At 43.5% G+C, this 25,671-nt stretch carries 31 protein-coding genes; 18 read left to right on the top strand and 13 right to left on the bottom strand.

The annotated features are described in order from the left end of the window. Nucleotides 1-210: 210 nt before the first annotated feature. Both V7K67_RS16635 and V7K67_RS16630 read right to left on the bottom strand, forming a co-directional pair. Nucleotides 211-567: a hypothetical protein gene (locus V7K67_RS16635; RefSeq protein ID WP_334710486.1), complete on the bottom strand. Its 357-nt coding sequence runs from the start codon at nt 565-567 to the stop codon at nt 211-213. A gap of 525 nt (nt 568-1,092) precedes the next feature. After that, nucleotides 1,093-2,193, bottom strand: coding sequence for a glutamate--cysteine ligase (locus tag V7K67_RS16630; RefSeq protein ID WP_335167545.1), 1,101 nt, complete (start codon nt 2,191-2,193; stop codon nt 1,093-1,095). Between the two features lie 259 nt (nt 2,194-2,452). Between V7K67_RS16630 and V7K67_RS16625 the strand changes: the two genes are divergently transcribed. Beyond that, a complete protein-coding gene (locus tag V7K67_RS16625; protein ID WP_334710488.1) occupies nt 2,453-3,130 on the top strand; it encodes a Mo-dependent nitrogenase C-terminal domain-containing protein in 678 nt (225 codons plus the stop codon). 112 nt (nt 3,131-3,242) lie between these two features. Beyond that, nucleotides 3,243-4,271, top strand: coding sequence for a GTPase ObgE (gene obgE, locus V7K67_RS16620; RefSeq protein WP_334697803.1), 1,029 nt, complete (start codon nt 3,243-3,245; stop codon nt 4,269-4,271). 106 nt (nt 4,272-4,377) lie between these two features. On the opposite strand, the gene V7K67_RS16615 is transcribed toward obgE, so the two are convergent. The 9 genes from V7K67_RS16615 to V7K67_RS16575 form a co-directional block, all read right to left on the bottom strand. Next, nucleotides 4,378-7,485 (bottom strand): PAS domain S-box protein, encoded by a 3,108-nt coding sequence (locus tag V7K67_RS16615; protein ID WP_335167542.1) that lies wholly within the window; start codon nt 7,483-7,485, stop codon nt 4,378-4,380. A gap of 337 nt (nt 7,486-7,822) precedes the next feature. Continuing rightward, nucleotides 7,823-9,028, bottom strand: a complete 1,206-nt coding sequence (locus V7K67_RS16610) for a tyrosine-type recombinase/integrase (RefSeq protein WP_335167540.1) — start codon at nt 9,026-9,028, stop codon at nt 7,823-7,825. After that, nucleotides 9,006-9,401: a hypothetical protein gene (locus V7K67_RS16605; RefSeq protein WP_335167538.1), complete on the bottom strand. Its 396-nt coding sequence runs from the start codon at nt 9,399-9,401 to the stop codon at nt 9,006-9,008. The genes V7K67_RS16610 and V7K67_RS16605 overlap by 23 nt, the downstream gene beginning before the upstream one ends. A gap of 611 nt (nt 9,402-10,012) precedes the next feature. After that, nucleotides 10,013-11,260: a hypothetical protein gene (locus V7K67_RS16600; protein WP_335167536.1), complete on the bottom strand. Its 1,248-nt coding sequence runs from the start codon at nt 11,258-11,260 to the stop codon at nt 10,013-10,015. Beyond that, complete coding sequence (locus tag V7K67_RS16595; RefSeq protein ID WP_335167534.1) at nt 11,257-11,619, bottom strand: hypothetical protein; 363 nt, start codon at nt 11,617-11,619, stop codon at nt 11,257-11,259. Before V7K67_RS16595 ends, V7K67_RS16600 begins: the two co-directional genes overlap by 4 nt. Nucleotides 11,620-11,727: 108 nt before the next feature. Next, on the bottom strand, nt 11,728-11,895 hold the full coding sequence (locus tag V7K67_RS16590; RefSeq protein WP_335167532.1) for a hypothetical protein: 168 nt from the start codon (nt 11,893-11,895) through the stop codon (nt 11,728-11,730). Continuing rightward, a complete protein-coding gene (locus V7K67_RS16585) occupies nt 11,882-12,115 on the bottom strand; it encodes a hypothetical protein (protein WP_335167529.1) in 234 nt (77 codons plus the stop codon). The genes V7K67_RS16590 and V7K67_RS16585 overlap by 14 nt, the downstream gene beginning before the upstream one ends. Before the next feature lie 74 nt (nt 12,116-12,189). Beyond that, nucleotides 12,190-12,555: a hypothetical protein gene (locus tag V7K67_RS16580; RefSeq protein ID WP_335167527.1), complete on the bottom strand. Its 366-nt coding sequence runs from the start codon at nt 12,553-12,555 to the stop codon at nt 12,190-12,192. 6 nt (nt 12,556-12,561) lie between these two features. Continuing rightward, complete coding sequence (locus V7K67_RS16575) at nt 12,562-12,906, bottom strand: hypothetical protein (RefSeq protein ID WP_335167525.1); 345 nt, start codon at nt 12,904-12,906, stop codon at nt 12,562-12,564. Between the two features lie 463 nt (nt 12,907-13,369). Between V7K67_RS16575 and V7K67_RS34430 the strand changes: the two genes are divergently transcribed. The 7 genes from V7K67_RS34430 (at nt 13,370) to V7K67_RS16545 (ending at nt 18,148) form a co-directional block, all read left to right on the top strand. Continuing rightward, nucleotides 13,370-13,618 carry a helix-turn-helix transcriptional regulator gene (locus tag V7K67_RS34430; RefSeq protein WP_375494688.1) on the top strand — a complete coding sequence of 83 codons (249 nt, stop codon included), beginning with the start codon at nt 13,370-13,372 and terminating at the stop codon, nt 13,616-13,618. A 253-nt stretch (nt 13,619-13,871) separates the two neighbouring features. After that, nucleotides 13,872-14,189, top strand: a complete 318-nt coding sequence (locus V7K67_RS16570) for a hypothetical protein (protein ID WP_335167523.1) — start codon at nt 13,872-13,874, stop codon at nt 14,187-14,189. A gap of 84 nt (nt 14,190-14,273) precedes the next feature. Beyond that, on the top strand, nt 14,274-14,507 hold the full coding sequence (locus V7K67_RS16565) for a hypothetical protein (protein ID WP_335167521.1): 234 nt from the start codon (nt 14,274-14,276) through the stop codon (nt 14,505-14,507). A 12-nt stretch (nt 14,508-14,519) separates the two neighbouring features. Beyond that, nucleotides 14,520-14,705 (top strand): hypothetical protein, encoded by a 186-nt coding sequence (locus V7K67_RS16560; protein ID WP_335167518.1) that lies wholly within the window; start codon nt 14,520-14,522, stop codon nt 14,703-14,705. Nucleotides 14,706-14,751: 46 nt separating this feature from the next. After that, a complete protein-coding gene (locus V7K67_RS16555; RefSeq protein ID WP_335167516.1) occupies nt 14,752-14,985 on the top strand; it encodes a hypothetical protein in 234 nt (77 codons plus the stop codon). A gap of 10 nt (nt 14,986-14,995) precedes the next feature. Further along, nucleotides 14,996-15,334, top strand: a complete 339-nt coding sequence (locus tag V7K67_RS16550; RefSeq protein ID WP_335167514.1) for a hypothetical protein — start codon at nt 14,996-14,998, stop codon at nt 15,332-15,334. 162 nt (nt 15,335-15,496) lie between these two features. Next, nucleotides 15,497-18,148, top strand: coding sequence for a VapE domain-containing protein (locus tag V7K67_RS16545; RefSeq protein WP_335167511.1), 2,652 nt, complete (start codon nt 15,497-15,499; stop codon nt 18,146-18,148). 81 nt (nt 18,149-18,229) lie between these two features. Here the strand turns inward: V7K67_RS16545 and V7K67_RS16540 are convergent, their stop codons facing one another. Beyond that, nucleotides 18,230-18,427 (bottom strand): hypothetical protein, encoded by a 198-nt coding sequence (locus tag V7K67_RS16540; RefSeq protein WP_335167509.1) that lies wholly within the window; start codon nt 18,425-18,427, stop codon nt 18,230-18,232. 204 nt (nt 18,428-18,631) lie between these two features. Beyond that, entirely contained in the window at nt 18,632-18,793 is a 162-nt protein-coding gene (locus V7K67_RS16535; protein WP_335167507.1) for a hypothetical protein, read from the bottom strand. 63 nt (nt 18,794-18,856) lie between these two features. Between V7K67_RS16535 and V7K67_RS16530 the strand changes: the two genes are divergently transcribed. The 9 genes from V7K67_RS16530 to V7K67_RS16490 all read left to right on the top strand — a co-directional run bounded on the left by V7K67_RS16530 (nt 18,857) and on the right by V7K67_RS16490 (nt 25,544). Continuing rightward, entirely contained in the window at nt 18,857-19,186 is a 330-nt protein-coding gene (locus V7K67_RS16530; RefSeq protein ID WP_335167406.1) for a hypothetical protein, read from the top strand. After that, nucleotides 19,187-19,528: a hypothetical protein gene (locus tag V7K67_RS16525; protein WP_335167505.1), complete on the top strand. Its 342-nt coding sequence runs from the start codon at nt 19,187-19,189 to the stop codon at nt 19,526-19,528. Continuing rightward, nucleotides 19,518-20,120: a hypothetical protein gene (locus V7K67_RS16520; protein WP_335167503.1), complete on the top strand. Its 603-nt coding sequence runs from the start codon at nt 19,518-19,520 to the stop codon at nt 20,118-20,120. Before V7K67_RS16525 ends, V7K67_RS16520 begins: the two co-directional genes overlap by 11 nt. A gap of 35 nt (nt 20,121-20,155) precedes the next feature. Then, the gene (locus V7K67_RS16515; RefSeq protein WP_335167501.1) at nt 20,156-20,701 is read left to right on the top strand and encodes a hypothetical protein; all 546 of its coding nucleotides are present in this window, start codon (nt 20,156-20,158) and stop codon (nt 20,699-20,701) included. Further along, complete coding sequence (locus V7K67_RS16510) at nt 20,694-23,153, top strand: hypothetical protein (protein ID WP_335167499.1); 2,460 nt, start codon at nt 20,694-20,696, stop codon at nt 23,151-23,153. Before V7K67_RS16515 ends, V7K67_RS16510 begins: the two co-directional genes overlap by 8 nt. 5 nt (nt 23,154-23,158) lie before the next feature. Then, a complete protein-coding gene (locus V7K67_RS16505) occupies nt 23,159-24,118 on the top strand; it encodes a hypothetical protein (protein ID WP_335167497.1) in 960 nt (319 codons plus the stop codon). Nucleotides 24,119-24,244: 126 nt separating this feature from the next. Beyond that, nucleotides 24,245-24,859 carry a hypothetical protein gene (locus V7K67_RS16500; protein ID WP_335167495.1) on the top strand — a complete coding sequence of 205 codons (615 nt, stop codon included), beginning with the start codon at nt 24,245-24,247 and terminating at the stop codon, nt 24,857-24,859. Continuing rightward, nucleotides 24,860-25,081 (top strand): hypothetical protein, encoded by a 222-nt coding sequence (locus V7K67_RS16495; RefSeq protein WP_335167493.1) that lies wholly within the window; start codon nt 24,860-24,862, stop codon nt 25,079-25,081. Between the two features lie 10 nt (nt 25,082-25,091). Further along, on the top strand, nt 25,092-25,544 hold the full coding sequence (locus V7K67_RS16490) for a hypothetical protein (RefSeq protein ID WP_335167491.1): 453 nt from the start codon (nt 25,092-25,094) through the stop codon (nt 25,542-25,544). Nucleotides 25,545-25,671 lie beyond the last annotated feature (127 nt).

Here is a 25,671-nt window from a genome sequence, read left to right as displayed (position 1 = left end):
TATGTAAAATTTTGTATCGACATTCAACATTTGTGATTTATACGGAATATATAATATATTATTATATTTGATTTCAGTTGATAACCATTGTAGAGAAGTAGCATTACTACGTCTCTAACCTATTTTTTAATAAGTGTCTAACTAGTAATGGATCACTGCTTTTAAGCAATCACCCATTACTACCGACAAATAACTAAGGTATTAACTCTGTTACTTACCTGTAACTTTGTCCAACAAATTCTTTACATTTTCCTCTACTGAAGTTGCATTCCGTGAATTTCCAGGATTCTTTTGTTGATCGATATCAGCATCTCCCTGAACCTCATTAAGTCCTTTGTTAGACTCCTTTTGAACCTTTTTCAGTCCCGCTGGTGGTTCTTTAGCAGCTTCGTCAGTTTTGCGCTGAATATCAAGCAGTTGTGTAGTCCCTTCGGTAGGCTTACTTTGGTAGCTATCGATTGCAAAAGCAGGAAAAGTATTAGAGAATAATACTAGGGCGCAAGCAAAAGCCACTACTAGAAAACGTACTGGACGGAAAGTAGATAAAACAGAAGCAATAGTCTTCATTTGAAATCCTCGTTAACAGCTTTAACAACGCAGAACTTTCACCGAAAGAGCGAAGAACATACCCTTATTTAGCAATTTGAGCAATAATAAAAATTGTCAGCTACGCTTCAATCTAGAAGTTCTTGAAAAACGAACCTGAAGTTCAAATTCAAACTTTTTTTCAGGTTCCTTGTTTATACTTTTACTTTGAAAATACTAATGTCTGCATCAATCTCTAGAATGAAGTCTACTACATCTTTAGTTGTAATAAAATCAGTCTCTAGGTATATCGACTGAATCTTTAATGGCTCTGCTATTGATGTTCAGTTAGCTCGACTTTATCCAATCAAAGAACCTTTAAGGATTAATACGGTTCCGTTAAGCCCAAAATCTCTGGTAGAGACGCGTTAGCTTGGTGGAGCGAAGCTTTACGTCTCTAAAAGTCTAAAATCAGTACCAAAAATCCTTAACCTAAGCGTATTGCTTCAAGGACTATGCACCTTAGAGGATATACTCAAAGTATTAATTTATACAGAAAAATCTTCTTTAAACTTGATAAGTCTGCTTTATTACCTCTTCTATTGAATTCACATGATGGAACATTTCTATTAATTCATGGGATCTTGTTTTTCGCTTTGCCAGCAGCACTTTTAGTGTTGTTAAATAATGAACATCTGAGTCGTCTCCCAAAGCGACTTCGGCTGCTTGTAAGACCTTTGTCGCATTTCCAAAAATATTCTCGTTGTCAAAACCTTCTTTTGCAGAAAGTTGATGTAATGCAGCATCAGGTACAGTTGCTCTACCCAGCAAAGTTTCATCTAATACCAAGCCTTTCAATAATGTCAGCAAAGCCGCATAGATTAAAAAATCATCACAACTATCACAAGCCTTAAATTCAATGCGTCCCACTTCAGCCGGAATGCGGGCGATTTTTGTCAAGGAAGGTATGCTATTAATCAGTTGTTCCTGTTTCTGAACAAAAACCAAAGCTGCTGGTCTTTTTCCAGTTCTGATAAATGTTCTTACCGATAACCCATCCCATAAACTTCCCTGATAAAAAGGAGAACTATAACTAAAAGGGACAATATAAGGGCTGTAATAAGTTAACTTTTTACCAATATCAATCACACTTTCTGTAGACAAATCTGCCATTGAAATATTTAAATCTGGCCCATAAGATACCATGTGAATATTAGCAGTTTGTTCGTCAGGATAAGCTTCTAACTGTTTGATTTCATAATTGTTTAAGGGGGGTTGAGGCTCAAAGGCTGGATTGTAGGGATTGAAACTAACTAAAACTGGTGAAAAACCAAAATTAGCAGTAACTTCACGTAGTAAGTGAAAACTTTCTGATAATTCAGTAATAGCGCCTTGAATATTAGAATGGATAGTTGTTCTAACTTCAATACCTTTAACATGACAGTCTATCACTTTATCGGAATCTGCAAATCTTTCAAATCCTTCAATGTACCATCTCTTCATCTTAATACCTGCATCCCCCACGCGTAGTTGAGGATAGTCGCTGGGGTATGTAGGTAGCTTTTCAATAATTTGATTGAAATCAGCAAATTTTGTGTGGGAAAAGTCAGCAAACTTTCCTTCTTTATTTAAGAAAGCGACTTCATGCTCAATGCCAAAGAAAAACATTATGTATACCTTAATTGTTTAGAGTTAACCTAATATAGTAATCCTAAATCATTCGTGAAAATCAGATAGGATTGCTATAGAGGAAGAAGTAACAAGCAGGTTTGCATCCTGACAAACTTCCATGACTGTGTAACGCAAATTCCAGTATTGAATCTTATTTATTTTTGAATTGTGAATTTTCTCTGCTCCTCCCACTATCTTCATAGCTACTGGTTAGGGTAGCTTAGTAGTGACTGAGGAAAGCTTGAGACGTGAGTTTATGACAAGTACCGTTCAATCCCCCTACAGCAGCGAACAGATTGCCGCTTGGTTGCGTGGACTGCTAACCATTGCTTGGGCAGATGGTAATTTTGATGCTCAAGAACAGGAATTAATTGCCAGTATCACTAAAGATGAATTAGCTCTTGGGATAAAATGGGACTCACTAGAGGTAATTACGCCAGAAGAATTAGCCACAGTGTTGGGTAAAGGTACACCAGCAGCGGAAAATTTTTTAAGGACAGCGGTGATGGTAGCGATCGCAGATGGTACTTATTCTCCCAGCGAAGATGAGGTTCTGCAACAGTTCTGCCAAGCCTTAGAACAGCCAGAGAATTTTCTGGAAGCCCTTCGCCACACCCTAGAACACCCAGAGCAAATCACCCCTACTACCCTCACAGATGGACTTACAAAGCGTCAAATAAATGCACTACACCCCCTGCGTGACTGGCTGGATGGGTTAGATATCCAAGACCCAAGAGTAGCCCGCTTTTTGTGTAAAATGATTCCCTCCCAATGTCCCTTTGAGCGGGATGTTACTTTATTTGGACGCAAGATTGTGCATATCCCACCGATGTGTAAAATTAACCCCTTGTATGAGCAACTGGTAGGTTTACGTTTCCGTGCCCTCTCTTATCTAGCAGACAAATGTGGTGAAGATATTTCAGCATATATTTGAGTGCTGAGTTGGAGAGTTAGGAGTTAAAAGTAAAGAGTAAGGAGTTAAAGTTAATTAAAAACTTATAATTTATAATTTATAACTCAAAACTCAAAACTCAGCACTCAAATATATGCAATTTATCGACCAAGCAAAAATTGAAGTTGAAGCTGGCAAAGGCGGCGATGGTATTGTCGCCTTCCGGCGAGAGAAGTACGTGCCCACTGGTGGCCCCTCTGGTGGTAATGGGGGGCGAGGCGGTTCGGTATTTTTCGTTGCCGATGAAAACCTACAAACCTTGCTGGACTTCAGATATAACCATCGTTTTCAGGCAGAAAAAGGTACTCGTGGTGGGCCAAAGAACTGCACTGGAGCCGCAGGAAAGGATTTAATGATCGAAGTTCCCTGCGGTACAACCATTTATGATGCTGAAACTGGTGAATTGCTGGGGGATTTAATTGAACCTCAGCAGACTTTATTGATTGCCCAAGGTGGTAAAGGCGGACTAGGAAATCAGTATTTCTTGAGTAACCGTAACCGCGCCCCAGAATATGCCCTTCCAGGATTACCAGGGGAAATAAAGCAGCTGCGCCTAGAATTAAAACTTTTGGCAGAAGTGGGGATTATTGGCTTACCAAACGCTGGTAAATCTACTCTAATTTCATCTTTATCAGCAGCACGACCAAAAATTGCAGACTACCCCTTCACAACCCTCATCCCAAATTTGGGTGTAGTGCGGAAACCTACTGGCGATGGTACTGTTTTCGCCGACATTCCTGGACTAATTGCGGGAGCGGCTCACGGAGCAGGGCTGGGGCATGATTTCTTGCGCCATATCGAGCGCACGCAGGTGCTACTTCACTTGATTGATGCCACTAGTGATGATGTGGTTAGAGATTACAACACAATCAAGGAAGAATTAAAAGCCTATGGACAGGGTTTAGCAGAACGTCCGCAAATTTTGGCGCTGAATAAAATTGATGCAGTTGATCGGGAAACTGTCGATTTGGAGGCGTTAGCCACCCAACTTAATCATCTCTCCTACGCCCCGGTTTTTGTGATTTCAGCGGTTACTCGCACCGGATTAGAGCCAATGTTACAGGAAATTTGGGGAATTCTCGACCAAATGAAAGTTCCTGAAGCAGTGGAGGTATTTAGCTGACCGAACAAGGCAAAAGTAAAAAGTTAAAAGGCAAAAGAAAGAATAAGAAAAAATGGTTGCAAGCCCCTAAAATTTCTTTATGGAACGAAATAAAAACATTTATTTCTTAAGTATCCTGGCTCAAGGGAATCTTAATCACAAACTCAGCGCCTTGTCCTAGCTGCGAAATACATTCTAAGATACCACCATGTCTTTCTGTAATAATCTGGTAGCTAATGGCAAGTCCCATCCCCGTACCTTTGCCGATGTCTTTGGTGGTAAAGAAGGGGTCGAATAGTTGTTTTTTAACATCTTCTGTTATTCCCAATCCATTGTCGGCAATCCTAATTGTTACCTGATTTGGCTCTTGTAGTTGGGTGCAAATGCAAATTGTCGGAATTGGGAATTGGGAATTGGGCATTGAGCATGGGGCATGGGGGATTGGGCATTGTTTATTCCCCTCATCTCCCTCATCTCCCTCATCCCCCTCATACCTACTCCCCACTCCCTCTTCTAAAGCATCGATCGCATTTGTCAAAATATTTATGAATACTTGATTTAGCTGCCCAGCGTAACATTCAACCAGCGGTAGTTTGCCATACTCTTTGATGATTTTAATTGTCGGGCGTTGGTCATTACCCTGGAGGCGGCTTTGCAAAATCATCAGAGTACTGTCGATTCCTTCATGAATATCAACAGTTTTCATTTCGGCTTCATCCAAGCGCGAAAAAGTTCGGAGGGAAAGCACAATCTCTCGAATCCGATTGGCCCCACCTTTCATTGAGTTGATTATTTGTGGCAAATCTGATTTCAAAAATTCCAGTTCGATTAGTTCTACAAAATCCTGAATTTCTGGTACAGGTTCAGGATAATGACTTTGGTAGAGTTTTAAAAGTAAAAATAAATCTTGGGTGTATTCCTGGGCAGGCGTGAGGTTGCCATAGATAAAATTGACCGGGTTGTTGATTTCGTGTGCCACTCCTGCGACTAGTTGCCCCAAGCTGGACATCTTTTCACTTTGAATTAAGTGAGTCTGGGTATGTTGAAGTTCCCGGAGTGCAACTTTAAGTTCTTCGGCTTGTTGTCTTAGTTGCGCTTCCGACTTTAGGAGGGCTTCCTTGGCTTGTTTGCGTTCTGTAATGTCTCTAGCAACAGCTACCCGACAGAAAGACTCTCCTGTTTCAGGATGTTTAACTATAAACAGACTGCAATCAGTGGGAATTTCTAGGCCCGTTTGAAAATGTCTATGGCGAAACTCGCCTTGCCAGAAACCATATTGAAGCATCAAAGGAATAATTTTTTGCTGAAACTCGGCAAAAGCTTCTGGTGAATGAAAATCAACCACTGACTTTGTTTTGGCTGTTTCCAAGCTACTAAGTCCCAACATCTTGAGTCCGGCTGGGTTCACATAAGCAACTTGCCCTTCCATTGAAGAAATACCAATAAAGTCACTGCTGTTTTCAATCAAGGCGACAAATTTTTGCTGTTCCTCTTCGGCGCATTTGCGTTCTGTGATGTCTAACACCATTGAGGCAACGCCAATCACCTGGCCATCAGGAGCCACTAACGGATTGTTATACCACTCACCAACTATTACCTTGCCATCTTTAGTGATGTTCTCGTTGACACTAAAACTTCCTCCACTTTGTGTTAGGAGGGCAGTGATAATATCATTTACGTGCTTTTTGGCATTTTCAGGTACTATGATCTCAAAACGATTCCCCAGCATTTCCTCTGTGGTGTATCCAAAGATTTTTTCTGCTGCCCGATTCCATGTCTGAACCTCAAATTTGGTATTCCATTCAATAATGGCTAAAGGTGTTTGCTCAATCAGCAACGCTAGTTTTTGCTGTGAAGTCCTGAGTTCTGCCTCTGCTTGCTTGTATTCGGTAATGTCGCGATAATACCAAATTCTACCGTAATAGTCTCCTAAAGGTGATATCTCATCACAAGCCCCTAGCTGTTTATGCACGGGTGCAGAATGGCGCTCAAAAACCTTTCCAGACTTTAGGAAAATTTCATCACGGCTGCTTTTTTCTGGATGCTGGTAAAGATATTCTGTTTTAGCTATAAATTCGTCTGGATTTACTAGTTGGTCTAGCACCCATCTCATAATTTGGCGAGCGTCGCGTGTTTGGAGCAGTGCGGTAGGAATTTGCCATAACTGGGAGAATTTCTGATTGGATGATGTAACTGTACAATTTTCATCAATAATCAGAATTCCATCGATGGAAGCTTCTTGTTGAGCTTGGAGTAAAGCATTAGTGCGGTGTAGATTTTTCTCTGCTTGTTGGCGATCGCGCAATATAGCTTGCTGTTCGCCGATGTCTCGAAGCAACCAACGCCAGCCGACCTGCTGACCCTGTGAATTATACATAGCAACTATCTTGATACTAGCAGAAAAAACTGTACCTACTCGTAACTTTAGATGGACTTCCCAATCCTGTACCTGCTGCAAATTTGCCAATTTGGCCATGACAGTTTGGTGGTCTGGTTCGGCGACAAAGAGGATGAATGGTTTACCTATAAGATAGTTTTGTCTCACAGACAGTAAGGCTCCGCTTACATAGTTAGCCTCTTTGATGATGCCGGCTATATCAGTCACCAAGTAAGCATCTGGGGCCAGATCAAACAAATCCTGGTAACGCCGCCGCTCTAATTCCGCCGTTTCACGAGCGATCGCTAATTTTTCGTTTTGTTGGCGTAGTTCTTCTTCAACTATCTGGAGTTCTTCGAGGGTTTCCCGAAGTGCCTCGCTATTTTGTATTTGTTCAGTAATATCACTAGCTCTGCCACTCACACCAAGAACTTTTCCGACTTCATTCTGTAAAATGATGTCTCGAATACTACCCACCATAAATTTATTACCAGTCTCATCCTCAAAGCAAGACTTTTTTGTAGAGATGAGATGGGTTATACCCTGAGGATCGGTAAAAATATCCTGGTTCTCATTAGTAATATTTGTGGTGAAAACCAGTTCATCTTTTTCCCGAAACACATCAGCTTCTATTTGCGGCAAAAAATCATAGTCTGACTTACCAATTAATTCTTCTCGGCTATAACCGACGAAATCACAGTAGGTATCGTTAAGTAATACCCAGCGATGTTGACGGTCTTTGACAAAAATTGGGTCAGATATGCCATTGATTATCTGATGCAGAAACGCCAGACAGAAGTTTTGCTGCTGCGTGTTTTGTTTTGGCGCAGGGTTATCTAAGAATCTAGGATGGTTCATACCCGAATTTATCTCTAAGCTAAATAGCTTTTGTTTAGCTGAGTGTGTGTCAGCGTGAGTAGTATTTATTATTCCCAACCTAGCTACAAATGCAACAGGGGATTGGGGCTGGGGATTGAGGAGATTTTGTTTTCTTTGGGAACAAAGAGATGGGCTACGCCAACGCATTCATCGACTGAGACGCGGCTTTTTGAGTAGCATAATTGATACGAAACCTTAAAATGCTTACGGTATCGTCAAATTCGTAGACTAGACTAGAATTACAGGGTAGCTACTGAAAGCAAGGTTGAGGAACCTTTTATATGACTTTCGCTTAAGTTCGCTACTTATTTGCTACTTAAAAATCTGGGCATTCAAAATCAACTATTTCGGGATGACAGTAGTACTTCAGTACCGTCTGCACTGTATCCCCAATGAGTCTAGCCACCTTATCAACAGATAAACCACTAGTAATAGCCCACGTTGCAAAAGTATGGCGTGTTGCATAAGGTTTGAGGTAAGGCACTTTACCCTGATTAGCTAATTCCATAACTACACCAAGGGAACGATAGGCGTTGCTTTGAGATTTCGTGTGATCTTCTTTCCAGAAATCAAGGAAGGTATCGCTGTTGATCGGCTTTGCTGCTTTTGAGAAAAAAATTAAGTCTGTAGGTACTGTGTTCTTCGGTTTAATGTCGATTAGTAGCTGGTGCAGTTTAGAACCTTCCTGAGCGGGGAACACGCGCTGTTTACCGTTTTTGGTGCCTTTTTTAATGCCTTTAAAGTTTCGTGATTTGTTAATACTTATTCGCCGATAGTCCTGGCTAATATCACCCCAGGTCAAAGCAAATGCTTCACCCGGTCTTGCTCCAGTCCAAAAAAGAAATTTCACTAACGCGGCATAGTGTTGATGGATTGAATGCCTCTCGAATGACTCAATAATTAAGTCTCTCTGCTCTAAAGTAAAAGCTTTGCAGTTCCTGTGTTTGATTTTCGGTTTTTGAAGTTGAACTTTTTCAAAAGGATTGTATGCGATTAGCTCTGAGTCGCAAGCCCATTTACAGCATCGGCTATAATCCGTCAGATTTGCCCATGCTGTAAAGTGCGAGAAGTTAGTCAGCAACCAATCGCGTATTTTAGGAGCTTCATTCAGGTTTCTGGTAGGCAATTGCCTAATCATGTTTGCAGTCTTTCTGTATTTGCCCAAAATAGTTGTTTGTTCCAATTGGGAGGATTGAAACTCAGTAAATTTCTCCCAAAGTTGCGATAGATCAATCTGAAACTTGCTTTCTGATGTTTTTAGTACCAGCGCTGCTGGGTTAGTTTGTTCATTTGCTCTGAACTGGTAACTGTTTAGCGTTGAGTCAAGCCGACTCAACGCAATATCGGTAGCGATCGCGTCCCTTTTGGATCTGACAATCTCCCGGTTCCGCTTGGTGTCTTTGAGTCCAGTGCTGATAAAAAATTGTTTGGGAAATCCTTTGACCCAGAAACGAATAACCAGCTTTTTTGTCCGCAGATCAACGTTGATCCATTTGTCTTCATTCTTCAGTTCCAACGACACAGAAATCGCCCTCCTCATCACGGTCAAGTTGCACGTAAATGGTGCGGAGGTCAGGCGCTACGCTCTTGTCAACCTCCTCCTCCTCGTCACCAGAACTAACAGCCACCCACGCTTTAACCGTTACAGAATATTCCCCGGTTTCGTCGTTGCGATCGTCAATTTCGCTGCTTTCAATTTTGCAAGAAACAATTTCCCACCATGAGTAATGGTCAGCATCACTGGGGGGACATTCACCGCATACAATATCTCCGTCTAAATCGTCACTGCGATAGTCTTTTTCCTCCCAGGCATAGCTACAATTGCCAACGCGGTAGTAAGCATTTTCTATGTAGTCTTCAGCTAGTGAACAAAGCTGTTTATCTAATTCGCTCATAACTGTAATGCTCGCAAGCTGGACAATATAGAAAATAACTAACGAAATTCCATTCCAAAAAACGGTAGCCGCAATGGGAACACCCAAATAAAAAGTCTGGGTCGTCTTCGTCATTGACCCAGGCAGTAAAACAGCTTGAGCATTTGTAATACCCAAAAATCGGATCTAGGGTAATACTAGACGAGCTGCATTTGGGGCAGATTAGTAGTTCGTCGTAATCTGGATCGTCAACGTCAACCGCCCAGACGTGACCGCAGTCAAGGCACTCCCAGTAACCATAATTTTCTTGGTATTGCAGCGTCGTGCAATCACATCGAGGACAAGTTGTTGGAGTCATTGCAGATTTAAAAATTATTTCGATTTTTGAAGTTTTTTAAACCCCAGGAATTTTGTCTACAATCGCTAAAATCGGCTTTGGGAGCAGATTTCGGCTGTAGACGGCGAGTTTTTGGGGCTGAAAAATTGTAGACGCTGTAGACGCACTATTGAGCAATTAGGGGCGAGGTGGTGAGCGATCGCACTTTCACCCAAGTACGGCTTATTTAAATCGGTATTTGACCTGCAAAGCTTTGCCTACAGCCTGTAGACGGACTGTAGGCAAACTGTAGACATTACTCCCGCCACCTCCAGCCCAAGCGATCGCCACTATCTACCACTTCCCCTAAGCCTCTGTCAGCAAGGGATTGAAAGATAATCCTGATATTCTCTGGGTCATCCTTTTTAAATGGTTGGCTTACTTGCTGGAGTAGACGCGCTTTCAAAACCTCCCCTGGATGCTCTTGTCCCCAGGCGAGGATGATTTGCTCATATTCATTCAGGTCTTGGGGCGATCGCACCTCCTCATTTCCCCCGCCGGAGTTTTCCGGTGTTGCGATCGCAGTCATTCCCCAGTTGCTAAGGTCAAGCTCGCACGGGCAATCATCGACCAAAAATCGTTTCTTGCCACCTGCTTTTAGCCACTGCTCTAGCTGAGGATCTTTGAGTTTGCTCCTGGCGTGATCACGTCCGAACTGTCCCAAACGAACCAGCACAAAGCAGCTGTAGAGCGTGTCTTTATCCCCTTGCAAACCAAAGTTTTCGGCGGTGTCATTCTGGGCCAATGCACAGACAAACTGTTTATATCGTCGTCCCCGCTTGGCGTGACGCTTGATCCAGGTAGCGGCGTGGTCGCACTCATCTACTAATATTGGGAACTCCTCAGCGATTAGGAATCTCTCACGACCTGCGATCGCGTTATCTCCCCCTTCTCCACGCAGTTCAACAAGTTCCTCTAAGGTTTTGAGATCGTTGCCCATTGCAGTGTCGATGGACTGAAAATTCCCCTTTCTGCCAATGACATCAGCTTTGTTAAGCCATGCCCAGTCATCCGGTTTGGCGTCGCTGTCGTAAACTACAACTCGTCCACCAATTTTGGAGGATAGGTATTGGGTGAAGGTCGATTTCCCGTCACCCGTGCCACCAACTAGGGCGACGTGTTTCTGTTTCTTCTGGATGTACTCAACAGGATCTGTAACCAGGTTCTCTGGTTTCCAGTCTTCGTTAAAGCTACCAACAGTTAGCGCTAGCTGTGCGGTTGTCTGTGTCTGGGTTCTAGCCAAAGCTTGAAAGTTTATCCGTGATGCCCGGTCGATGTCGCCAAGGGATTCTCTCAGCAGCTTGGCTGTTTGGCGATGCCTGCGTCCAACTTCTAAAGTACCAACAGAGGCTGTTAGTATCCACGGTTTAGACTCTGGTTTTTGAGTTGCCCCCAGGAATAACAGAGACAGACTGACTGCCAAACTGCCCCAGGATGACCACTTGGCACGGTCATACATTTGTAAGTGCTGGTGCAACTGAGACGGGTGTAAGCTGCTAGTCATAAGCCTACTAATACTCCGATCGCAATTAATCCGACACGAAGCAACAAGACATCTTTAATCTCTGGCACGGCTTGACGCATATATAACAGAGAGATTCCAGCGATGGACAGCAACCCAACTAAACCTAGTCTCATAAAACTGGGAATGGGTAAACTTACCCAGCAGCTACTAAATAGAGCCGGAATTGCAACACAGCTTGTCAAATCAAAGACCATGTCTGGCAGATTGTCCGGCAGACAGACTACATTCACCCATCCCTTCTTAAATTCGTCCAATTTGGATAACTGGGGAATGGGAATTGGGGAATAGTGTCCCCGTTCACTCGGAACCTCAACGACTATTTTTTGCTCATCTGCCATACTGCACCTCAATTTTGAAGTAGAAAGGGCGATTCCCTTCTTGCTTGCAGAGAGCCAGGATTGCAATTATTAGAGCCGCTATGGTGCAAATAAGGATCATTGCTTGATTCACTCCTGCTCCTGTTCCTTCTCGCGGATCGCTTTCCATGTCTCCGGGTAAGTTTTCTTACTCATCCGCCTATTTTCTGCCTGGACTTCTGGTGGTTGTTTCTTGAGTTCTTCAGAAATTGCGATCGCAGCAATAAGCCAAGGACTACGAGTGTTATTTACAGTCATTGGTTTTATCCTCCATGTACTGCCCATAGCCGCTAGTTTGGGTGAGTCGTTCCGAGATGCGGTTAATGACTGGATTGTCGCTTACAGGTAGCGGCTTACCTTGGAGATAGGCGACGGAGATATCGGCGCACTCCTCGGCAGTTGCACCGTTGCCTAGTAGCTGCCCTTCTGGGAAGCCGACATGATGGATTTCGTTACTGGGATTTGGCTGAACAGTCATATAATTTAGCTACGTGTTGTTTTCTTTGCAAAACATCCTGGGCGATCGCGCTTCTTGGGAAAATGCGATCGCCTTTAAAAATCGGCTTTACTTGCACTGGTCGAGTTGAAATTAGTCACAACCCAAACCTGTGTAGAGTTGCGGATTGATGGCTTAAATTCAATTGGCCGTCGGCTATCTAAACAGATGGCGCGTCCATCGTTGAGTTTGACGTGCAAGTTCTTCCCGCTTTTGGAACGCGAGAATAGTTGACCGACTTCGAGCAATGCCCAGGTAATTGGGTTTTTACCCACTACATAGTCGGCTTGATGGCTTTCATGCCCTTCTGAGAGTGGGTCAATAGTCAAGTCCTTCCACTCCTTCTTCTTGCCTTTACGGCTGTTGATGGGGCTTGGTCGTTGCCCGTTAAGTGGTTTATCGCTAATCTGTTGCTCAGTCATAGTGTGTTAATAGTCGCTCAATAAACTGGGTTGTTTTTGGTCGTAAATCGCTTGTGGAGTAAGCTTTTCGGCGTTTTTCGTGTCGAGCGCTGCGGTGATAATTTCGTCCAATAAGCCGTTTATGATCGCCGTTGCCACCTCCAAAAGCTCATCCTCCTGAAGTTCATCGCACCAGGCGATTACCTGTTGGGGGATATCGGCAAAGCCCCATTCGTTCCAATGGTGAGCTACGTCGCTCCCTTCCCGTAAAGCAAGGAAGATTAGACAGTTTAAGCCTGTAGCCTGGGTGCGGTTAAAGTTCTGTTCGATGTGGGTAATGATGTCTGCTGGCTTAATTTCTGTTAGATTCATGTCGTTCTTTCAACGCTATTTATTTACCGATCTCGTTTTTAGGATTTCCAGGGCACTTTGCTCTGGATTTTCAATGGGAACCGCTAACCCCGCGATCGCTACGACTTATGGGTTAATGCAGTTGGCAATTATCGGTTGTTAGTTTCCCCTAGCAGGTCTTTGGATTACCTCAATGGTGGCAGGCTGCTATCTCTGCCTGGTTTGGGGTGGTTGTTTCTTAGTAAGTTCACTCAGCACTAGCAGGTCTTTTAATGCGTCAATCGCGGTAGGCTGCTATCTCCACTGGTTGCATTCCGAGTGAGAGACTAGGGAAAAATGCAGGTATTTCTAGGCACTCAACCTAATGTTGTGCCTGCATTTTTTTTGTACTTCTTATCCAAATTGATTTAGGCAAGATACCTATCGACTCTAAATCAATTTGGAAAAAATATCAACCTGTTCATACCAATTGATTTAAGTTAAGATGGCGAAAAAGCCCTTGTCAGCACTCATGAGACTCAGAACGCTTCGATTTGTCACTCAAAAAGAACTTGCCGATGCTCTGGGAGTAACAGTAAATACCGTAAGCAACTGGGAGAGCGGAAGATCGATACCAAAACTTACTCCTTTTCAGTACAAGACCTTGCTCAAAAAACTGGAAATTACATCCGATGAATTACCTGATCACTTCGGGCCACCAAGCCCAATGACTGAATCAACACCTGATAATTAATAGCTAATAAGCCGCCTTGCCTACTCTGGCAAAGACGGCTTTCTGAGGAATATTTCGCCTACTCATCGGCAGGCGACGTATCTGTGACTATTCGTGATTGAGTTGCGATGGTCTCTAGCAAAAATTGATATCTAAGTCATGAATACCAGCACTCGAAAGTACAAAAAAGAATTCAAGCAAAGATACGGGTATCCTCTGATGCTTTCATCTGGAGAATACCCGCATCGTGGATTGAGAACCAACTCAATTCACTATGGAAATCTTACTCTTTATTAAGCTATTCGCCCTGCCAGTACTCTCAGTATTAGTGACGTTCATAAATGCACAGTCAAGGCAGCAAGAGCAGAGCCAGCAAGCGCCGAGTCCTCATAAACCATCCGGCAAAATATCCCACTCTTACCGGACTGACCCGAAAAACAGAGCATTGCAAGCCGACTTACTCGCTCTACTTAAAAATGACGTGCCAACAGCCAAACGTCTCTTGGGGTATCAGAGGCGACTCAACCCTGGTAAATCAGACAACTGGTATCTAGAAAAAGTAATTTGCGACTTGGAACGCGATCGGCGTTAGCTAACTCCAGTAATGAAGTTTAGCGGCGGCTGACCAGCACCAAGGTCAACCGCCATTTTTATTGACCACCAAGGAATAAAACCAATGATCAGAGCTAAATTCACCTGCCAGCAAAATACTCTCAACCATGAAACCCAGACAGCAACAGTTATCCTCACCCCAGTAACCACCAACCCGCCCAATAAAGAAAACCTAACTTTCTGGCAAGCAACACCAGCCGGTAACATTACACTCCAAATCACCAACCCAGCGGCATCGGGTCAATTCATCTTAGGGCGAGACTATTACGTTGACTTCACTCTCTGCCCCGTGATCTAGAAGCGTGACTCAATGCTGAAAGCAACTTTAACCACAGAAACAGGACAGATATTCGCCAGCAAGGAAATGATTGCTGTCAACACATTTCCGCCTGCTGTTTATCTAGACGGGGGAATTTACCTATTTTTGATGATGCGATCGCCAACCGAGGCATTCTACAGAGCAACCCGCTCTATCACTTTCCGCCAACCCCAGTAGAGGAAGAAGAGTTTAGCGGCGAGTTTCCTTACCTATCCAATGCCCAATGACTAATGACCAATGCCCAATGACCGAGAAACCAACATACCCAAACTTCGACAACCTAATAAGTCAGACAGACGCTCAAATGCAGCGATTGGGCTGGACAAAAGAACAAGGTCGGAAATTCTTAGAGTCAACTTACGGAGTGCGATCGCGCTTGCTGTTGACCGAAGACGAACTGGATAACTTTCTCCTTTACCTGCAACTAACCGATTCCCCAGACCCCAATCCCCAATAACTAATGACCAATGAGTGACGAAATCAAAGTAACTATCTACCAGCAATCGCGAATACCTAATGTTTACCGTCCACCAATGGGCTTGCCGCTGAACTGGAAGGATGAAACATCAGGCGAATTGCGAGCGGTAGTTTTCAAATTCTTTAGTTCCCAATATCTGAGGATCGACGAAATCAGCCTAATCGCCGAATATTGCCGACACTTTATCAATGCCCCTTGCTGGGACGCAGCAGGTGGATTCCCTGATGAGCTAGCAGCCCTACGGCAATCAGCTAATTCAATTTCTAGCGTTAGCGACATTAACCAGTGGATTAATGCCTGCTTTGAAATTGCGATCGATCCATTCTGATGATTTAAAAAAAATGAGTGCGATCGCCAACTTCAAATAACAGTTAACAGATGCCTATCATCCTGTTAATTAACCAAAAAAAAAGCGACAAAAGCCGCTAATTTACAATCATTTCATGTGTTATATGACAACAATTCTAACATCTTTTGGAGGGGTAGAACAATGACTTTATCTACTCCTCAAACAGTCGATACCATTGCATCTCACCATTGGGAAGAATGGCAATTAAGTGGTGTATCTGCAAAAATAATACAACGGAATGTCAGAACCTTGTATGATTCTAGAGAAGTCGATAAAGCTCTGAATCGCAATACAAAATCCAGACAAAAACACTCGGAGCATTTAGTACCTTGCTGGATGGTTTCTGGGGTAAATCCACTGACAGGAGAAAACACATTAGAAGGCGTACAGGTCAAGCCAGATATCTCACCATTAGGCAAAGATGGAAAAGTAAACAAGTATTTGGGAGCCGTTGGTTATGGTGCTTCTCCCTTATTTTTAGACACAGCGGTAGAGTATTATTGGCAACAAGTCCTCGCTGACAAATCAATCCCTATAATCATTACCGAAGGAGCCAGGAAAGCAGGCGCAGGCTTAACTATTGGACTACCAACCATATCTATACCTGGTGTCTCGACTTGCCGGAAAATGGGCAGACTTCATTCATGGATAGAAGCCTTTGCGGGATTTGGAAGAACTTTCTACATCTGTTTTGATGCTGACATATTGCATAAGCGTCCTGTGCAGCAATCCTTAATCAACATCGCGAGAGATTTAACCGCGACAGGTTCAAAAGTTATGGTAATTAAATTACCATCAATTGAACTTAAAGGCATGGATGACTTTATTGCTGCCAAGGGAGAAGAAGCTTTTAAGCAACTAATAGAAGATGCCCCAACCATTGAAGAGTGGAAGAAGGATTTAGAGGAGCAACGTAAAAATGATACAGAATATGATGACGAGGAACGTACATCAAAAGTTTACCGTGCCTACAAAATCATCAGAGATGGATGGGGCGATAATCTTCGGTTAAACCAACTAAAAAACATCATTGAACTGAACGACCAAAAAATAGACTTAAACCAATTGCGGCTATACATAGCAATGGAGTTTGACATGGATGTACAAATCGGAGATGGACAGGCGATTGTTGAGGCGATCGCATCTCAACCTAAAAATGCTTACCATCCAGTAGTGGAATATTTAGATGAAGTAGCCGCTAGATACAGTACAGTTGACTCCTCAATTCTTGACAACTTAGCAAGTAAATACTTTGGCACCGAAGACCCGCTTCATAACATTTACTTGAAAAAAATGCTGATATCAGCCGTAGCTCGGGCCCGTCGTCCTGGGTGTAAAGTTGATACCGCTTTGATATTGGTGGGGGAACAGGGCATAAACAAATCCAGCTTTTGGCGGGAACTGTTCGGGCGAGACTGGTTCACCGATGAACTCAGCGACGCGAACGAGAAAGATGAGCTAATGAAACTGCATCAATTTTGGGGTTTAGAAATTCCAGAAATTGAACACATGTATAAGAGAAAGGACATCAGCAGCATCAAAAAATTCATGTCTTCGAGCGTTGATGCCTTCCGCGCTCCTTATGCCCGTGAGGTAAAAGAGCATCCCCGCGCCTGTGTCTTGGTTGGCACCAGTAACGAGACAGAACTTCTCAACGACCCCACAGGCAACCGCCGATTCTGGATTATTCCCGTAATTGACGACATCCCAATTGATATCGAGCAGCTAGTTAGAGAACGCGATCTGATCTGGGCAGCAGCTAATGCCCTTTATGAAAACGGACATCAGTGGTGGCTATCCACAGCCGAGTCTAAAATTCATAACGAAGCTAGCAAAGATTTCCAATCCGTTGACCCCTGGACAGACGTGGTATTGGCTTACGCTCGGCAGCAAGGAGAGACAACTACCTCTGAAATTTTAAGAATTGCGCTCGGAATTGAACTCGGCAGACAAGAGATGCTTTACACCAAGAGAGTTTCAGCAATTCTCCGGTCGAACGGCTGGGAACAGTACAGACAAAAAATTGGTAACAGTCGCCCCTGGGCTTGGCGCTTGAAGTTATTACCAGAAAACAAAAAAAGTTTGGGTAACAAGGCGGATCAAGGCAGATCACCCGGATCACTCTCCCAAAGCCGAGAAAATGATCCGCCTTGTGATCTGCCTTGGCAGATTACACCTAAATCCTTACACGAGGAGACTTCCGAGGCGATTAATCCACCCGTGATCCGCCTTGATCCGCCTACTTTACCTAACTTTTCTGAAAATAATTTTGTTGTAGCGGAAGCAACTCCGACCAGCACAGAAACCAAAAACAACAGCAGCGCTATCACTTGCCCAGAAAAATGCAGCTATTACAAAACATTTGAGGGCGTTAAACCTTTCATATTCAAAGTAGAGTCAGACTTTGGAGCGGTTCAGGTTAGCGCCGAGCCCTATCACCGATTCCAGAAAGGTGGTGAGAGCAAAATCTGGTTAGTATTCCAGACACCAGACGGACAGACATTAAATAAGAGCATCAAGGCAATCCCAGACAAGAAGGTGTTGCCCAGATTGGCTAAAGAGTGTGGTGTCATTCAAAAGTGGGAAGAGAAGGTAAGGAAAGATTTCAGTTCCAAGGTTGAAAATGCAAGCTACAAGTTCAAGGTACGCATTCTTGGAGATGATGACTACGAGTGGATTGAGGGTTGCATTCTCAAAACTGTGCCCAACCGCCCATCTGTTAGCCATTTCATGTTTACCACTCCAAAGAACACGCTCATAACTTCCCACCTTGGCGAGTTTGAGCAGGCATAGGAGCAGAGAAAACGCGATCGCTCTTCTTCGGTAGAAGTGCGATCGCAGAAAAAACGCTTGAGAGGGGATACCTAGCCAATTTTAAGCTGGCTCGTCGTCACCATCACCATCGCCATCATCCTCAGTGATGAGAATATTCACACTGTCACCAACCTCAAAACCAACGACTAGAAAATTTTCACCATCGCTATTCTTGAGGGTAATGGGTGTATCAGCGGGACTGTTTTGTAATTCTTGAATCAAGTCTCCGACTGTGATTTGTTTAATTGCGGTAGGCATCTTTTTCTCCGATTTAAATTTAAAAATGCGATATATGCAGCGAGCTACGCTAACGCAATAGTTGAAGTGCGATCGCGGTCGCTGCATATATCAGCGCTGTGAATAGGTGTACCGGTTTCAGCCTATTCTCTCAAAGGGGTTTTGTCCTCCGCTTTTTGTAAATATTTGTATAATTTATCTCTTGAATAGATTCAGTACAGCTACTCATGCTAACTGAATCGGATCTTGCATAAGTTCCTCTTTTACCCAGCTATAAGGTAAAACAGGTACATTTTTGTTGTGTACATAAGTAAAGTTGCTGTAATCGTCTCTAGGTAAGGCTTGTGAGATTGTGAAAAGTACTGCTTTTACATAAAAGTAGAACATTTACACAATTTTTATTAGGGCATACAACGGATTTATTCACTTCTATTAATCCGGTTTTTTTGCATGGCAGCAGCAACCCTTCAACAAGTATTCGGCACTAACGCCACACAAGACGCGACAACTGTCACAATTCACAAAGCTGATTTCTCTAGTGTGAGTTTCACCCCATCGGCTAACAATACTGCTGATAGCATTCTTGCGGCTATTGTCGCTTTCGCCGAAACCAATATCCCTGATAGCGCTGTAACTGGCGGTGACACTACGAGGACGGTTGGTATTGCCGATGGCTATCAAACTATTACGACCGTCGGCACGACTCAACTTTTGGTGCTACCAAAAACCATTAACTTTTATTCACCATTCAACGGGACTTTTGACCCAGACAACTACTAGATGTCACAACTGAGTTTCGGGCAAGTTTTTGGCGTAAACGTGGTGGAGACATCCACCACTATTACTATCACCAAGGCAGATTTATTAGGCTTGACACCACTAGCGAATAATACTGCTGATAGCATTCTCGCTGGCATCGTCAACACGGTTCATCAACAATTTGAAGGGAATCTAACAGATCCAAGTGGAAATAATATTACTGACCAAAATGGAGTAATTTTAACTTACGACAATCACCTTTATTACAGCACCACATGGGTACAATTTGGCGGGTATTATTTCCCCCGTAATCTCTTAAATACTTGCTTCATTTACTCCCAGGTTCAACCCTATGCAAATTAATCAATATCCATCAATTTCAACACTATCTGATACGGATGATTTACTTGTACAAACCGCATCAGATGGTGCGTACAAAACAATGCCTGGGAGTGTATTAAAGACTTATGTAGGTAGTAGTATTCCGTCCGCGATCTCGTATGCCCAAGTCGGTGATGTCAAGTCATTTGGTACGAATGGAGGCTCCTATACCAGTGCGGTTGACATAACTCGCACATTAAATACTGTCATCACCCCGGCTTCTTGGCTTTCTCTAAATCCTTCCACAAGTATCATAACCCTCGCAGCGGGAACCTATCTTATCAATGGTAGTTGTACAGCAGGTGGTATAGGTTCCTTTAAAGCTTGGTTAGCTAATGCATCCACAAATGCGGTGCTGTTACTTGGTACAAGCGCATACCCGAATACCAACTATTACGCGGCTTGTTTGTCTCTCTTGTCAGGGCAGTTGATATTAACAGCAAGTACAACTTTAGTGCTGAAAATGAGGGGAACAAATACCAATAGCAATACCAGTGCATTAGGCGTGGCAACTGGTGCTGATACTGGGCAGACAGAATTGTATTCATATATTGGGTTCACTAAAATAGCTTAAAAGATATGGCTTGTGAAGGTAGAAAAAGTGGAACAGTGCAAATTACTTTTGCAGACGGTTCCCGGTTGAATGTAGTGTCGCAACATCCAGGAGTGACAGTAACTATTACTCCTGTAGTTGTATCGGGTAGCGTCACAATTCATGTTACTGGTACGGCGTATGCAGCGGGGTGTGTACTACTTCCAAATCACGATGAAGTATATGGAAGCACTACAGTAGGTACGGCTATCTCTCTGTATGAAACTGACAATAACTCTTGCCCTAATGGTGCTTATTATGGACTAATTCCTGGTACCAGTGGTAACGGTACTGTATGGCTCAAAGGAAGTGTAAATTTATCAGAAATAGGCACTAATAATGGTTATCGAATAGATGTAAGCGACACTACGGGAAATATTTTTACTAAAACTGTTGCGGGTAATGCGCCAACTTACCAAATAGCTTGCGAGAGTGATTGTCCGGCTGGTAAATGTAAATGCCATAGTGACAGTTACCCTGGCTACTGTTGCAATGATTGCGCTAGCACTGCTGCACAAATAAACGCTATCACGCAATTAGTGAAGGCGAAGAATCATGAGTGATAATTGCTCTGATTTATCAGCACAAATAAGCGCCCTGAGATCACAAATATCAGCGCTAAATTTGCTCACTGAAGCGCAAGTAAGGACTATATCACAGCAAGTAATAGATGCTAATAAATCAGGCATTATTACTGCTACAAAATCATCTCTAGAGCCTGACATTCAGTCTGCTATCGCGGCAGGTATCGCAGTTGTAGCTAATAAGTTGGAGCCTCAAATAAAAAATCTAATCAATAGCCTTACTGACGCGAACCAGAGAATCAGCAGCACTGAAAAAATTGCCAACGCCGCAAAAGCAGAATCAGACGCATTCTCTAGACAACGATATGCAACACTAACCGACCTAGAGAAGGAGGCATACGCGCGACAGTATGGCGACAGTCTAAATCAACAAGGGTATTCTAAAGCGCAGATCGACAAAATGCTATCTGACGAAAACTTGGCAGCGTCTCTACGAGAAAGGAAAGCCCAAGATGCGCTACAGGCAGAATATCGAAACCTAGTACAAAATGAACGCCAGCGTGCGACTACTGCTGAAACGAGCGTGGGAAGCAAGGCAGAGTCGGCTATTGAAAGTGCAGCACAGGCAGGTAAAGACGCACTAAATGCTACTAGTGATGTAACAGGCTTGCGTCAATTAGTCAACGGTTTTGGTGAACGACTCAATGCTTTTGGCGCAACAATTAACAAGATAGAGGTGGCGGTTGGTGATGCTGTGAAAACAGCAGCAAAAGCGGTCGGCATAAGTGAAGAAGCGCTTGATGGTATTGGCAGACTAGCGGGACGCGTAGCGGAATTGTTCAATATCATCGGCACTTTTGCGACATTGATCGAGCAGCTTAAAACACTTACCACGCTTGGTGAACGTATTGATGCCGTAGAGAGTGAAGTCATAGCAGTTGGTCAAAGCGTATCAGGTATCCTTGGTAAACTCTTGGGCTTACAAAATCGCATATCTCGCAACGAAGCAAGAATCACGGAAGTAAGGGATATTGCAGTAGACGCGCGCGGTATAGGTGAGGCGGCTAACCTCAAGGCAGGTAGCGCGATAGAACAAATCACCGGGGTAAAGGTAATTGCGGTAAATGCACAGTCTACGGCTTCTCAAGCTCAGACTACCGCTAACGGCGCGGTGCGAAACGCTGCGATCGCGAATGATAACGCTACGACCGCATACCAGAAAGCTACTGAAGCTGAGGGCATAGGACAACAGGCATTGAGAATTGGTGGTGAAGCACTTGCCAAAGCTGGTGAAGCCGCAGCAGCGGCGTTAACTGCAATCGCACTTTACCAAACAGTAAAATCACTTCGCGGTATACCAGGACAGAAGGGGGACAAAGGGGACAGGGGACTACAAGGTTTGCAAGGTTTGCAGGGCATCCCAGGCAGGGACGGCAGGAACGGGTTAGACGGCGCTCCCGGTGCAAATGGTATACCCGGCACAGTTGGCGCTGAAGGTAGACCAGGTTTACCAGGACTGCCAGGTAGAAACGGCATTAATGGTATCAACGGAAAGGACGGTAAAGACGTGAATCCAGCAGATTTAGCAGGATTGAGAGCATTAATAGTAACTCAACACGCTCAGACAAGAGCGAATATAAATGGAACAACGGCAGGACTGTTCGGTAAATTACAGGCGTTTGTTGCGGCGGGAAATACAGCGATAACAGGTTTAATGACGGCGATCGCTACCAATACTTATGTGGAAAAAGCTTTAGCAGTGATGACTTTCGCTGTAACCGTACACAACGCCCTGATGCTAAGTAATAATCTTGCTCAAACCTTGGGGACGATCATTAATCAGTGTGTAGCTCTAATACTACCGAAGGGTATCAACGGGCAACCGATAAATATAACATCAGTGATCGGAGGAGCGGTTAACGACGTGATTAAAAACGTCATCGGAGCAGACAATTACACCACCATTAGTAATGATTGGGCTATAGCAAATCGCATCTATCAAGCGGGAAGCAATGTATTCAACCAGGTCTCTAATGCTGTTGGCATCCTATCCTCTGGGCTTGAAATGATAGGCGGTAACGTCGGCAAAATTGGCAACGCTTTGAAAATATGGGGCGTTGTGGGACAACACGCTTACTCGTTCATGAATCCACAGCCGAACATGAAAGGCAAGTTTTTCGACTTCATCAATACCGCAAGCGCTGACGCAAATACTATTCAGATGATGGTGGCGATACCAGTAGGATTAGCGGCTGCAGGTGTAGCGATAAACGATAGTACAGCCGCGTTCGCAAAAGTACTCGATCAAACAGATCCAGTGGATGAGCATGGGCAACCATTGCGTAACCCAGACGGCAGTATTAAAAAATACGTGCCAGGACTAACAGTACCAGAGCCAACCGTAACAACTGCTTCAGCCGCTAAAGCGCAGGCGGACAGTACGAATATCATCCAAGCGACCATTGACGACATATTCAATGCGAACGATTAAAAACAATGGCAGATCCTACTTCGGTTCAAGTACCGCAAACAATAAACGATACGGGTGGACAATTTCCTCCAACTTCTGTCATTGCCACGGGGGCAACATTAACACCCGTTACCACAACGGTGACGGCTGCAACGCCACCGGAAGATGCGCTGCCAGATGATTACGATCCCTTTCAGCACCTCAAGCAAGTGTATTATCCACAGCACAACTCGGCGGTTGCCTTATTTTTCAACGATCTTGGCAGTGATTGGAAGCCAAATATAGCAACAGCACGTAGCAGCTTGCGGGTAGCTTGCACCATTACACCAGACGATAATGAATTGCTGATCGCGATGCGACATCGTCTATTCTGGGATTTGCTTGGCTACGGTAAATCTGATCTGTTTCTGTACCAGGGAAGCATTGATGCAATTACACAGCCAGCGACAGGACATCCAAAAGTAACACTTTATTTTAGTCAAGACAGAGCAAGCGTTCCAGCGGGTGGAATAGCTTCTGATATGGAAGTTAGCTTTAGATTAATGAATTACACAGGCGCTACATATACTAAAACATTAGCTACTTCCCTTGCTAATTTAATCAAATCTGAGTTCCTTTTTGAAGGTACAGGTTTAGTTTTTACAAAAGGGAAGAATATCTATAATTACCTAGATGTAGCACATGGTTATCGCCTGCTAATTAGGGGAAATGATCAAGCTAGCGCAACAACTTTGATTACCCAATTGTTGAATTTGCAAGAGATCGCTTTTGATGAAAATAAGCTCTCGATCAGTACACCGGAAAAAAGCAATCTAGTTGGCACTGTACCAGCGCAACAAATGATATATGGCATTGAGGTAAATTTGCCCAGATATAGACCGACTGTAAACGTGCGTTTTAGATATGCTTTCGTGAAAATACCGGGTCTCTTGAAAAATATAGTTTTATTTGACGCCACAGGCAGACGTTTAGCGCTGGTTCATTAAACCAAGTATTGGCGCATAAATACCCGGTTTTTAATATTTGGAAATATATATGGAAACCTATAGGTTTCCTCAAAAAAATAGTTGGAAATATTGGGCTAGAGTGCAAGAAGAACAAAGAAGGTGATTATGGCTAAATACAAGGATTTATATCGCGCTGCTGAACTAACGGCTGACTATGAAAAATTAGTAGCATGGCAAGCGCTGTCTAGAAGTGCAAAACAAGCGTTGTATGCACAACACAAAAAAGGCACTGCGAGGATGAATCTGAGGAGAGTACCGGGATATATCCGGATTTTTGGATCGGCTAGTGGACTGGTAGTAATTCAAAAGCGTATACCGAGCAGTATCTCCCAACCAGCAACGGAAGCAGATGCCGAACCTTTGGTAACAACTCTGATTAACGTAGTCACTCCGGAAAGAGCATCAGTTGTTGTGCCAAACGATACAGGCGTTAACATTTTGCCTAACATCAAAAAATTTAAGTTTGCCAAACTTAGCCTAATTAGCGTGCTGGGGCAAGCTCAGGCAACTGGACGTGTCATCGGTGTGGGCTATACCAAAATCAATACTGAGACTGTAAGTACACCTTTTGGGCGCGGAACTGCAACGGAGACATACGCTGCTGCAATTGCTGCAATCAAAGCATCTACTGCTTACACTGGATTCACTAATTTAACGCCTCCAACAGGGACACAGGCAACCAATAGAATTGTCATTTATCCAGAGGTGGAGACTGCGTAAATGCTTATCTATCCTGAAGACATCAGAGACGTATTAGCGATCGCTAATGGATGCGATGAAGCTGGCCGGGAAATCACTTTTGAAGAGATGATTAACGCTAATACTGCAATGGTTTCCTGGCTGGAAGGTGGCGATAGTGAAGTGTACTTTGACGCATTAGCACAAGCTGGGGTAGACCCGATCGCCCACCTGACTCCAATATTTCAAGCGACTTGGCAATAAGCTTAATTTGATGACTAGAAACCTGGATTTGCTGACTCCGACTAACTGGGCGCTGGCTTATTCCATTTCTATTTCCGCTACGATTACCGCCACGCTTGCGGGAAAGAATTATTACGCCAAAATTACCCCAGTCCTGCCATCGATAATTTTTGATAAGAGTATATTGGCAATTGGCATAAATACTTCTGTCCCTGCTGGTAAACAATGGGTATATGGTGGCAGTATTTTCCGGTTTACTAATTCATCCTTTGGAAAAACATTTATTGGAGAGAGAAAACCATTATTCCTGGGATTTAATCTCGCGATTTTTGATGATTTTTCAAATGATTATCAGATCCAGATAAATATTCCTGGTTGGTTTGTCTCTTGTAATCTTGGCATCTATCAGTACGAGGGCGATACTCGCACTGTGGCTGAACAGGATTTAGCTGCTATCAAGGCTGTCATAATTCCCGGTTCATAAAAACCTGAACTTTTACGGTAATATTCCAGTTAAAAAAAAACTGCAATGTTGCTATAAAACGTCTGTTCAGGAGATTTTATGCGGATTAGCTTTTCTACTATTTTTCAAGTTGCAGTATTAATTGTTA

It is taken from the genome of Nostoc sp., assembly GCF_036917155.1.
In the GTDB taxonomy this organism is placed as follows: domain Bacteria; phylum Cyanobacteriota; class Cyanobacteriia; order Cyanobacteriales; family Nostocaceae; genus Nostoc.
Note: the sequence above shows the minus strand (reverse complement) of the source record. Positions and strands in the feature narration are given on the sequence as shown.

Excerpts from the sequence above, each read along its gene's own strand:
- V7K67_RS16635 (WP_334710486.1), bottom strand. The coding sequence starts at position 567 with ATGAAGACTATTGCTTCTGTTTTATCTACTTTCCGTCCAGTACGTTTT.
- V7K67_RS16630 (WP_335167545.1), bottom strand. The coding sequence starts at position 2,193 with ATGTTTTTCTTTGGCATTGAGCATGAAGTCGCTTTCTTAAATAAAGAA.
- V7K67_RS16625 (WP_334710488.1), top strand. The coding sequence starts at position 2,453 with ATGACAAGTACCGTTCAATCCCCCTACAGCAGCGAACAGATTGCCGCT.
- obgE (WP_334697803.1), top strand. The coding sequence starts at position 3,243 with ATGCAATTTATCGACCAAGCAAAAATTGAAGTTGAAGCTGGCAAAGGC.
- V7K67_RS16615 (WP_335167542.1), bottom strand. The coding sequence starts at position 7,485 with ATGAACCATCCTAGATTCTTAGATAACCCTGCGCCAAAACAAAACACG.
- V7K67_RS16605 (WP_335167538.1), bottom strand. The coding sequence starts at position 9,401 with ATGAGCGAATTAGATAAACAGCTTTGTTCACTAGCTGAAGACTACATA.
- V7K67_RS16600 (WP_335167536.1), bottom strand. The coding sequence starts at position 11,260 with ATGACTAGCAGCTTACACCCGTCTCAGTTGCACCAGCACTTACAAATG.
- V7K67_RS16595 (WP_335167534.1), bottom strand. The coding sequence starts at position 11,619 with ATGGCAGATGAGCAAAAAATAGTCGTTGAGGTTCCGAGTGAACGGGGA.
- V7K67_RS16590 (WP_335167532.1), bottom strand. The coding sequence starts at position 11,895 with ATGACTGTAAATAACACTCGTAGTCCTTGGCTTATTGCTGCGATCGCA.
- V7K67_RS16585 (WP_335167529.1), bottom strand. The coding sequence starts at position 12,115 with ATGACTGTTCAGCCAAATCCCAGTAACGAAATCCATCATGTCGGCTTC.
- V7K67_RS16580 (WP_335167527.1), bottom strand. The coding sequence starts at position 12,555 with ATGACTGAGCAACAGATTAGCGATAAACCACTTAACGGGCAACGACCA.
- V7K67_RS16575 (WP_335167525.1), bottom strand. The coding sequence starts at position 12,906 with ATGAATCTAACAGAAATTAAGCCAGCAGACATCATTACCCACATCGAA.
- V7K67_RS34430 (WP_375494688.1), top strand. The coding sequence starts at position 13,370 with ATGGCGAAAAAGCCCTTGTCAGCACTCATGAGACTCAGAACGCTTCGA.
- V7K67_RS16570 (WP_335167523.1), top strand. The coding sequence starts at position 13,872 with ATGGAAATCTTACTCTTTATTAAGCTATTCGCCCTGCCAGTACTCTCA.
- V7K67_RS16565 (WP_335167521.1), top strand. The coding sequence starts at position 14,274 with ATGATCAGAGCTAAATTCACCTGCCAGCAAAATACTCTCAACCATGAA.
- V7K67_RS16560 (WP_335167518.1), top strand. The coding sequence starts at position 14,520 with ATGCTGAAAGCAACTTTAACCACAGAAACAGGACAGATATTCGCCAGC.
- V7K67_RS16555 (WP_335167516.1), top strand. The coding sequence starts at position 14,752 with ATGACTAATGACCAATGCCCAATGACCGAGAAACCAACATACCCAAAC.
- V7K67_RS16550 (WP_335167514.1), top strand. The coding sequence starts at position 14,996 with ATGAGTGACGAAATCAAAGTAACTATCTACCAGCAATCGCGAATACCT.
- V7K67_RS16545 (WP_335167511.1), top strand. The coding sequence starts at position 15,497 with ATGACTTTATCTACTCCTCAAACAGTCGATACCATTGCATCTCACCAT.
- V7K67_RS16540 (WP_335167509.1), bottom strand. The coding sequence starts at position 18,427 with ATGCCTACCGCAATTAAACAAATCACAGTCGGAGACTTGATTCAAGAA.
- V7K67_RS16535 (WP_335167507.1), bottom strand. The coding sequence starts at position 18,793 with ATGTTCTACTTTTATGTAAAAGCAGTACTTTTCACAATCTCACAAGCC.
- V7K67_RS16530 (WP_335167406.1), top strand. The coding sequence starts at position 18,857 with ATGGCAGCAGCAACCCTTCAACAAGTATTCGGCACTAACGCCACACAA.
- V7K67_RS16525 (WP_335167505.1), top strand. The coding sequence starts at position 19,187 with ATGTCACAACTGAGTTTCGGGCAAGTTTTTGGCGTAAACGTGGTGGAG.
- V7K67_RS16520 (WP_335167503.1), top strand. The coding sequence starts at position 19,518 with ATGCAAATTAATCAATATCCATCAATTTCAACACTATCTGATACGGAT.
- V7K67_RS16510 (WP_335167499.1), top strand. The coding sequence starts at position 20,694 with ATGAGTGATAATTGCTCTGATTTATCAGCACAAATAAGCGCCCTGAGA.
- V7K67_RS16505 (WP_335167497.1), top strand. The coding sequence starts at position 23,159 with ATGGCAGATCCTACTTCGGTTCAAGTACCGCAAACAATAAACGATACG.
- V7K67_RS16500 (WP_335167495.1), top strand. The coding sequence starts at position 24,245 with ATGGCTAAATACAAGGATTTATATCGCGCTGCTGAACTAACGGCTGAC.
- V7K67_RS16495 (WP_335167493.1), top strand. The coding sequence starts at position 24,860 with ATGCTTATCTATCCTGAAGACATCAGAGACGTATTAGCGATCGCTAAT.
- V7K67_RS16490 (WP_335167491.1), top strand. The coding sequence starts at position 25,092 with ATGACTAGAAACCTGGATTTGCTGACTCCGACTAACTGGGCGCTGGCT.